At 69.6% G+C, this 1,027-nt stretch carries 1 protein-coding gene; it reads left to right on the plus strand.

What is annotated here, in order from left to right; translation table 11 throughout:
• Positions 1-1,027: porin (locus MKK52_RS07890; RefSeq protein ID WP_279597697.1), on the plus strand; the 1,027-nt coding region annotated here is incomplete at both ends.

A 1,027-nucleotide genomic window follows, 5' to 3' on the forward strand; every position in this document is an offset into this window, starting at 1 on the left:
GCCGTGCAGGCCGCCGACCTTCCGGTCAAGAAGGCGGTCCCGATCGAATTCGTGCGTGTCTGCTCCGCCTACGGCGCCGGCTTCTTCTACATTCCCGGCACCGACACCTGCCTCCGTCTCTCGGGCCGCGCCCGCTTCGAGTACGGCTACCAGGCTCCCCTCGGCCGTGGCCAGGGCAACGGTGACTACAGCGGCTACCGCGGCCTCGCCCGCATCAACGTCGATGCCCGCACCCAGACCGGTTACGGCACCCTCCGCGCCTTCCTGCGCATCGAGGCCGCCAGCCGCACCGGCATCCCGACCCTGCACTCCGGCACCCAGATCCGTATCGCCAACGCCTTCCCGGGCACCGGCATCGATCAGTTCGGCCGCGTCGAGCAGTTCCTCAACACGGACAAGGCCTTCGTGCAGTTCGCCGGCCTGACCGCCGGTCGCGCGTCCTCGTTCTTCGACTTCTACGCCCACGACTTCGAGTTCGTGGCCGGCACGTCGGGCTCGGACGTCTCCTCCACGAACCTCCTCGCCTACACCGCCACGATCGGCAACGGCTTCTCCGCCACCCTGTCGATGGAAGATCCGAGCTTCCGCCGTACCCCGATCTACGCCCCGACCGCCGCGCTCTCCGCGACCGTCGGCAATACCTCGACGCAGATCTTCGGTCAGGCCAACTCGCTGATCCCGGTCGTCCTCGGCGTCAACGCCGCCGGCCAGCCCATCGGCTTCGGCTTCACCGATGGCATCCAGCGCAACCGCATGCCCGACTTCGTCGGCGTGCTTCGCTACGACCAGCCCTGGGGCTCGGCCCAGATCTCCGCCGCCGTCCACGAGTTGAACACCGGCAACGTCATCACCCTGGGCGGCTTCCTCGGCCTCAACACCGCCCGTCAGGCCCTCCCACCCCGCCACGCCGCCCCCCCGCGCACGCAGAGCCACTACGGCTGCGCCGGTCCGGCCGGTCTGCACATCAACCCACCGGTCCGCCCGCCGGCCGACGACGTCGGGCATGCGGTTGCGCTGGATGCCATCG

The organism is Methylobacterium sp. J-067 (assembly GCF_022829465.1).
Taxonomy (GTDB): Bacteria; Pseudomonadota; Alphaproteobacteria; order Rhizobiales; family Beijerinckiaceae; genus Methylobacterium; species Methylobacterium litchii.